This is a genomic window from Flavonifractor sp. An52 (assembly GCF_002159385.1).
Classification (GTDB): Bacteria; Bacillota; Clostridia; order Oscillospirales; family Oscillospiraceae; genus Flavonifractor; species Flavonifractor avicola.
In genome coordinates this window covers 1-6,528 of sequence record NZ_NFIB01000054.1, presented here as the reverse complement: position 1 = coordinate 6,528, position 6,528 = coordinate 1, and the positions used below count along the sequence as shown (strand labels likewise).

At 58.1% G+C, this 6,528-nt stretch carries 8 protein-coding genes; 6 read left to right on the top strand and 2 right to left on the bottom strand.

Features of this window, described 5'->3' with window-relative positions; translation table 11 throughout:
• The first annotated feature begins 338 nt into the window (after positions 1-338).
• The 3 genes from B5G06_RS13465 (at position 339) to B5G06_RS13455 (ending at position 3,194) form a co-directional block, all read left to right on the top strand.
• Positions 339-746 carry a hypothetical protein gene (locus B5G06_RS13465; RefSeq protein ID WP_087189565.1) on the top strand — a complete coding sequence of 136 codons (408 nt, stop codon included), beginning with the start codon at positions 339-341 and terminating at the stop codon, positions 744-746.
• Between the two features lie 125 nt (positions 747-871).
• Entirely contained in the window at positions 872-1,351 is a 480-nt protein-coding gene (locus tag B5G06_RS13460) for a hypothetical protein (RefSeq protein ID WP_087189564.1), read from the top strand.
• Positions 1,352-1,625: 274 nt separating this feature from the next.
• On the top strand, positions 1,626-3,194 hold the full coding sequence (locus tag B5G06_RS13455) for a Mu transposase C-terminal domain-containing protein (RefSeq protein ID WP_087189563.1): 1,569 nt from the start codon (positions 1,626-1,628) through the stop codon (positions 3,192-3,194).
• Between the two features lie 328 nt (positions 3,195-3,522).
• On the opposite strand, the gene B5G06_RS13445 is transcribed toward B5G06_RS13455, so the two are convergent.
• Together B5G06_RS13445 and B5G06_RS13440 are read right to left on the bottom strand one after the other, a co-directional pair.
• Positions 3,523-3,828, bottom strand: coding sequence for a type II toxin-antitoxin system RelE/ParE family toxin (locus B5G06_RS13445; RefSeq protein ID WP_158094726.1), 306 nt, complete (start codon positions 3,826-3,828; stop codon positions 3,523-3,525).
• Positions 3,821-4,108, bottom strand: coding sequence for a type II toxin-antitoxin system Phd/YefM family antitoxin (locus B5G06_RS13440; RefSeq protein ID WP_087189560.1), 288 nt, complete (start codon positions 4,106-4,108; stop codon positions 3,821-3,823). The genes B5G06_RS13445 and B5G06_RS13440 overlap by 8 nt, the downstream gene beginning before the upstream one ends.
• A gap of 99 nt (positions 4,109-4,207) precedes the next feature.
• Here B5G06_RS13440 and B5G06_RS13435 point away from each other — a divergent pair, with 99 nt between their 5' ends.
• From B5G06_RS13435 to B5G06_RS13425, 3 genes are read left to right on the top strand one after another with little or no spacing between them, the layout of a single operon-like run.
• On the top strand, positions 4,208-4,411 hold the full coding sequence (locus tag B5G06_RS13435) for a hypothetical protein (protein ID WP_087189559.1): 204 nt from the start codon (positions 4,208-4,210) through the stop codon (positions 4,409-4,411).
• Positions 4,412-4,455: 44 nt separating this feature from the next.
• Positions 4,456-5,037, top strand: a complete 582-nt coding sequence (locus B5G06_RS13430) for a ClpP family protease (protein WP_087189558.1) — start codon at positions 4,456-4,458, stop codon at positions 5,035-5,037.
• 13 nt (positions 5,038-5,050) lie between these two features.
• Positions 5,051-6,319 (top strand): VirD4-like conjugal transfer protein, CD1115 family, encoded by a 1,269-nt coding sequence (locus tag B5G06_RS13425; RefSeq protein WP_087189557.1) that lies wholly within the window; start codon positions 5,051-5,053, stop codon positions 6,317-6,319.
• Positions 6,320-6,528: the final 209 nt, after the last annotated feature.

Here is a 6,528-nt window from a genome sequence, read left to right as displayed (position 1 = left end):
CAGGGGGAGGAAGGGGGTACAAGGAATGTGTTTTGGAAGTGACAAAATTATGGGACAGATGACGAAAATAAAATGGAGGGGAACATAGTGTTTCAAAATAATTCTCTGATTTTTCGGATTTAAGGGATTTAATTTGAAAAAATGGCCTCAAAATTCCCAACTGTTTCCAGAAATGACCCTGTTTTTCAAATTAAATGGGGATTTAATTGAAAAAAACACCCCGAAAATTCCCAGTCCCTTCCAAAACACCTCTATTTTTTCAGATTAAATACGGAGATACAGAAAAAAATCGGAAGTAAGTCTGAATTTCATCCAAAAAACAGAGGGGGTGATTTACCGTGAAGCGGGCCTCGAAAAAGCAACGGGAAATTCGGTTTAACAGTGGGAAGTGCGGGCGCATCATCTGCGTCAACAGCTATGCGGAACAGGAGTACGCCAAAAAGCTGGAGGCGGATGACCGGGTGGAGAACTACGAGGAGAACTGCTGCCTTGACCCGGAGCAGTTCCAGCATGTGAACCCCGTAGGCATCCGTGCCGCCTATATGAAGCAGGAATGGAAAACGGATTTTCTGATCCACCACACGGACGGGACCCAGGCTGTCCGGGAGGTAGTGCGGGAGGACGAGTTGACCAAGGCCACCGTGCTGGAACAGCTGGAGTTGTCCCGCCGGTACTGGGAGGCCGTAGGCGTATCAGACTGGCGCGTCGCCCTGTTCCAGGAGGGGGTTGTGTCTCCTGCTCCCTGACGGCCTGGGAATACAGAGGGAATGGGGCTGACCAAGTTCCATGATGTTACAGGTACATCGGCGCAGAGGCCCCTGCCCGTCACCCTGTCATGAACGGCTAAATAGAGAGAAAGGTTGATGTTGATATGAAAAAGTATATGAGCGAAGGGGCGGCCAAGGCCCTCATTGAGCAGTTTGCAAAGAAACAGTGGGATGGGGACTATCCCTGTCCACGATGTGGCCGACCTGTAATGGAAAGCGATCCCGTGCGAAACGCCCTGAGCCGCCGGCTCAATGTCTATATATGTGACGAGTGCGGCATGATGGAGGCCTTTGAAGATATGCCAGGCGCCCCCAAGACATCCTTGTCCGCCTGGGCTATTGCAAAGGAACCGGCACGCTGGGAAGTCCAGCCACCCAAACTGCGACTCCGGCTGGTGGGACGGGACAGCTGGAGCCGCCCTGTCTATGAATGCGAGGGCAGGTTGTATGTCGATATAGACCCCAGGGCAGACCGCCGGCCGGACATCTGCACGAAGCAGGGAAACAGTTTTGGCGGAGAGCCCAGCGACCCCATCCCGGATTGGATGGAGGTCGAGTTTATTCCCCGGCGGGACACCTGGTGATCCTCGTCCGTGACGCCGCTCCCCCCCCCTGCTAATACACACGGAAAAGGGGCGCAGGGGGCACGGCCCTCTGCGCCCCCTCCCTTCGCCGCATGGGGAGAATACAGTGGGAGTGGAGGCAGAACAAATTTCGTGACAGTCGTGACGGTCATAGACCATACTTTTTTTATTTTAACATTTAATTTCAAGTTTAGAGAATACATGGGAAAGGTACAGAAATGACTGTCACAGACTTACACCAAACAAAATCCAGAAGAAACGGAGTGCAAAAGCGATGTACCTTGACATCAACGGTGAACAGTTCCGCATCCTGAAGGCAGAGCCCCAAGGCACATGGCTCGTCTCCTGTGACGCTCCGGGGCCGCCCCGCTTCGTGGACCAGCGGGAACTGGACGCCTATCCCCGCGCACCTGCCCCGGAGCCCTGCACCGCAGAGCAGGGGGAAGCGCCGCAGACGGCCGCGGAGCAGGTGCGCATGGCGTTGATTCAGCCCCTGCTTGACAACGGGGACTGCGTCAGCGACCCTGCCATTCGCCGCCAGCTTGCGGCAGAGGCGGCGCGGGAGCACGGCACCACCAGCCGGCGCGTCCTGCGGCTGTACTATCAATACATCGCCACCGGGGCCGTGATGAAACACAAGTCCCGGGAGCGCCGTCCGCCGGAGTACGAGAACTACTACAAGCGCGCCATCCAGACCTTCTACTACTCTGCCAAGCGGCCCACCCTGCGGGACACCTACGACCTCATGCTCCATCAATTCTTCACCGCACCGGACGGCCATCTGGCAGACAAGCGCCCCACATGGCCGGCCTTCCGCCACTACTTCTACGACCAGGCATACCACCGCCGCAGTGAGCGGACCATCGCCCGGGACGGCCTCACCAACTATCAGAGAACCGCCCGCCCCCTCACCGGGTCCGCCATGGCATGGAAAGATCATATCGGGGCCTATCAGATGGATGCCACCACAGCGGACATCTACCTTGTTTCCCGCTTGGACCGCACCAAGGTCGTGGGCCGCCCCTATGTCTACCTGGCCGTGGACACCGCCACCCAACTGATTGCGGGGCTCTATGTGGGCTATGAGGCGGGTGAGGAAGCCGTCATGGCCTGCCTTGCCAACGCCGCCATGAACAAGGTGGACTACTGCCGGGGCTACGGCATCGACATCGACGCTGCCGACTGGACCAGCAAAGGGCTCCCGTCTGAGGTCATCACAGACCAGGGCCGGGACTTCCTGGGCGGCCGTATGAAGGAACTGTGCCTCCGCTACGGCGTCACCTGCGAGGCCCTGCCCCCGTTCCGCCCCGACCGAAAGGGGCTCGTGGAAAAGATGTTCGATCTGATGCAGGGCCGGTACAAGCCCATCCTGCGGGGCCGGGGCGTCATCGAGGCGGACGCACAGGAGCGGTGGGCGGTGGACTACCGGGCGCAGGCTTCCCTCGACCTGACCCAGTTTACGCAAATCCTTATCCACTGCATCCTCTACCTCAACGGCCGCCGGGTGCTGGACAGCTTACAGATGTCCCCGGAGATGTTGGAACAGGGCGTCGCCCCCACCGCCGCCGGCCTGTGGCAGTATTACGCCGCCGCGGGCAAGTCCGCCCTGCTGGAATTGAACCCACAGGAGGTCTACTACATGAGCCTGCCCCGAAAGACCTGCAAACTGACCCGCAAAGGCATCAGCCACGACCACCTCCTCTATGTCAACAGAGGTTTCCTGGCCTCGGAGGAGGGCCAGCGGCAGATCGGACAGAAGGTGTCCATCGCCTACGACGGGCAGAGCGTGAGGGAAATCTATCTGGTGCTGGACGGCGCCTACTCTGCTATAAGGCCATACTGAAGGGCTCCGCAGAGCACAGCGTAGAACTTGGGCAGGACGCCAAGGGGAACCTTGTCCGCATCGACCATGTACTGGACAAGCTGTCCCAGCGCATCCAGGAGACACAGGACGCCATCGAACACACCCTTCAGCAGTGCGAGGCGGCCAAGGCAGAACTGGAAAAGCCGTTTCCACAGGAGGCGGAGCTGGCGGAGAAGGCTGCCCGGCTCACGGAACTGGACATCCTGCTCCACATCGGGGACCAGGAGAGTACAGACCGGCTGGCAGGATGAAGCAGGAACGCCCGTACGGGTCAACCGTGCGGGCGTTCCTGACCATGTATCAGAAATTACAGTCCCATGTTCTGCCGGTCCCTGCGGCCATGGAGGAGGCGCCGGATCTCCACCGTGTCCTCCAGCACCGCGTAATACAGGACATACCCTTTCACCGGCACCTTGCGGATTTCATCCCGCATGGGCCGGGTTGTCCGATACAGCTCATGGGCGTATGGGTACTTGGAGATGCGCTCTACCGTATCGTCCAGTTCATCCAGTAAGTCCTGTGCGGCCTTTGGGGCGTCCAGCTTCCCGGCGATATAGTCCACGGCATCCAGAATATCCGCTTCCGCCAATGGGAGGTAGACGATTTTATACATCCTCGTCATCTCCATAGCGGGCCAGACGCCGCCGGGCGTTCTCCATGACTTCGGTATGGGTCCTGCGCTCTTTGGTCTGCGCGGCCTGGAGCTCGGCTTCTATCAGCTTATCGTAGACACGGCTTTCATACAGACCGTCCTCATAAGCCTCCATGCTCATGACCACCAGAGACCCCACGCCGTTTTTGGTCAGGAATACGGGCTCCTTGCTGGCCTGCACCTCATGGGTGATTTCCGCAAAATGATTTCTCAGGTCAGATACGGGCCTGATGTTCGGCATATCAACCGCCCCCTTTATCATGATTATATACACAATTTCGCTAACAGTCAATGACAACCGCTGTCGGTGCGATACAAAAATATGAAAGGAGATCGTACAATGTCAAACGCAAAACTGATGACCCCGCTTTTTTACCAGGGGAATTTCAATGCAGACGGAAAGAAGATGCGGGCCATATTGGTGCGCGAAGTGTCCAACGGGACAGACACCTACCGGCTCTGGAGGCGCGATGGAAAGCCCGACAGGAAGAGGCCCAGCAACACAGACGACGCCTATATTCTTTATGTGGAACTGGGCGGATAAACAGACCGTAGACACGCTTCGGAAAGCAGAACAGGAGGCGCACGATGGCATATCTTCCTAATGTTCTCAGGGAAACCAGCGAGGGCCTGAACCAGATCCCGATTCAAGACATCCTGTTCCAGAAGCGGGAGATTTTCTGCGTCGGCCCCATCACGGAGGACACCGCCTCGGCGCTGGTCCTGCAGCTCCGCTTCCTTCAGCAGGACGCACCCGGGCAGGAGATCACCATGTATATCAACAGTCCCGGGGGCGAGGTCCCCAGCGGCCTTGCTATCTACGATGTCATGAAGGCGGTCGGCTGTCCGGTGCGGACCATCTGCACCGGCACCGCCGCCAGCATGGCCGCAGTCCTGTTCCTGTCCGGCGACCGGCGGGACATGCTGCCCCACGCCAAAGTCATGATACACGACCCGCTGATTCCGGGCGGCGTGGGCGGAAGCGCGCTGAACGTGGACGCCATCGCCAAAAACCTCATGCAGACCCGCCGGACGGTTGCGGACATCATTTCGGCCCACACCGGCAAAAGCCTGGAGGAGGTACTGGACAAGACCGCCTCCGACAGCTACTTCGACGCCGGGGAGGCTGTGGAATGGGGCCTTGCCGACAGGGTCATCCACCAGCTGTAAATCAGGAGGTACTATGTCAGAGAGAATTTTATACAAAGGCCCATGTATCAGCAACGATACCTGGGTCACGGGGCTGAACAACAACGACTGCATCATCGGCCCCAGCGGCACCGGCAAGACCCGCAGCTATGTGCTTCCCAACATCCTTCAGTGCAGTGAGAGCGTCATCGTCACCAGCGTCAAGGACAGCCTGTGCAAAAAGACCGGCAGGGCCCTGCGGAAGAACGGCTATCAGGTCATTGAGATCAACTTCCAGGATTGTGCCGCTTCTTCCTATGGGTACAATCCGCTCATGTATGTACGCCGGGACCAAAAGCGGGGGTGCTGTCATGAGCAGGACATTCTTCAAATTGCCGCCGCCCTCTCTCCCGTCAAGACAAAGAACGACCCGTTTTGGGAGCAGGCCGCACAGATGGCCCTCTCAGCCATGATTTCCTATGTGCTGGAGTATCTTCCCCGCCAGGAGCATCATCTGGGCAGCGTGATCCGGCTCCTGCGGGAGATGGGGAGCGGCAGCTTTGACCGGCTGTTCGAGGAGGTCTGCACCTTTGCCCCCGACAGCTTCGCGGCGGCGCAGTATCAGATGCTCCGCAACATTCAGAAGTCCCCCAGGACCTATGCCAGCATCCAGGCGTTCCTGGAGGAAAAGCTGTCCCCCTTTGCCTTCCATGGGGCAGAGAAGCTGTTTACCAACTTCAGCCAACTCTATTTCCAGAACCTTGGCGACCGCAAGACAGCCGTGTTCCTGACCATCAGCGACACAGACCGGTCCATGGACGCTCTGGTGACGCTGTTCTACACCCAGGCGCTTCAAACTCTCTGCCGCCATGCCGACCAGTGCCCGGGCGGCCGTCTGCGTGTCCCGGTCCGCCTTATCCTGGACGACTTCGCCGCCGGGGCCGCAGGGTGCATCGCTGACTTCGACCAGATCAGTTCCGTCATCCGCTCCCGGGAGATCAGCGTCAGCATCATCCTCCAGAGCCTTGCACAGCTGGAGGCCGCATACGGGCACGACAAGGCCGTTACCATTCTGAGCAACTGCGACCACCTGCTCTACCTGGGCGGACAGGAGCTGGCGACGGCCCGGTACATCTCCGTCAAGGCCAACAAGTCTGTCCACACCATTCTGAATATGCCCTTAAACCATGCGTGGCTGTTTACACGGGGCGGCGCACCAAAGGAGGTGGAGAAATACCGTCTGGAGGACCATCCCCTGTATCACTTGGCACAGCCGTCGAAGCAGAAAGCGGTGTGCCGTGAGCAGGATGAGTACGAGGTATGAGGCAAAACATGCCCATATATCTGACGGTTTTCTATTGCGTACCAGGATTGGGGTGTGCTATACTCAGGTCAGACTTACTTCCAAACACTCTGACCTAATCCCCTGAAAAACGGCGGCTTGTCCGCCAAGTTTGACCCCAAACATGAGCGAGAGTGCGTTGGAAAAAATCCGACGCACCCTCGCTTTTTTCATCCCCTGACGCCGCAAAG

Excerpts from the sequence above, each read along its gene's own strand:
- B5G06_RS13425 (WP_087189557.1), top strand. The coding sequence starts at position 5,051 with ATGTCAGAGAGAATTTTATACAAAGGCCCATGTATCAGCAACGATACC.
- B5G06_RS13430 (WP_087189558.1), top strand. The coding sequence starts at position 4,456 with ATGGCATATCTTCCTAATGTTCTCAGGGAAACCAGCGAGGGCCTGAAC.
- B5G06_RS13435 (WP_087189559.1), top strand. The coding sequence starts at position 4,208 with ATGTCAAACGCAAAACTGATGACCCCGCTTTTTTACCAGGGGAATTTC.
- B5G06_RS13440 (WP_087189560.1), bottom strand. The coding sequence starts at position 4,108 with ATGCCGAACATCAGGCCCGTATCTGACCTGAGAAATCATTTTGCGGAA.
- B5G06_RS13455 (WP_087189563.1), top strand. The coding sequence starts at position 1,626 with ATGTACCTTGACATCAACGGTGAACAGTTCCGCATCCTGAAGGCAGAG.
- B5G06_RS13445 (WP_158094726.1), bottom strand. The coding sequence starts at position 3,828 with ATGTATAAAATCGTCTACCTCCCATTGGCGGAAGCGGATATTCTGGAT.
- B5G06_RS13460 (WP_087189564.1), top strand. The coding sequence starts at position 872 with ATGAAAAAGTATATGAGCGAAGGGGCGGCCAAGGCCCTCATTGAGCAG.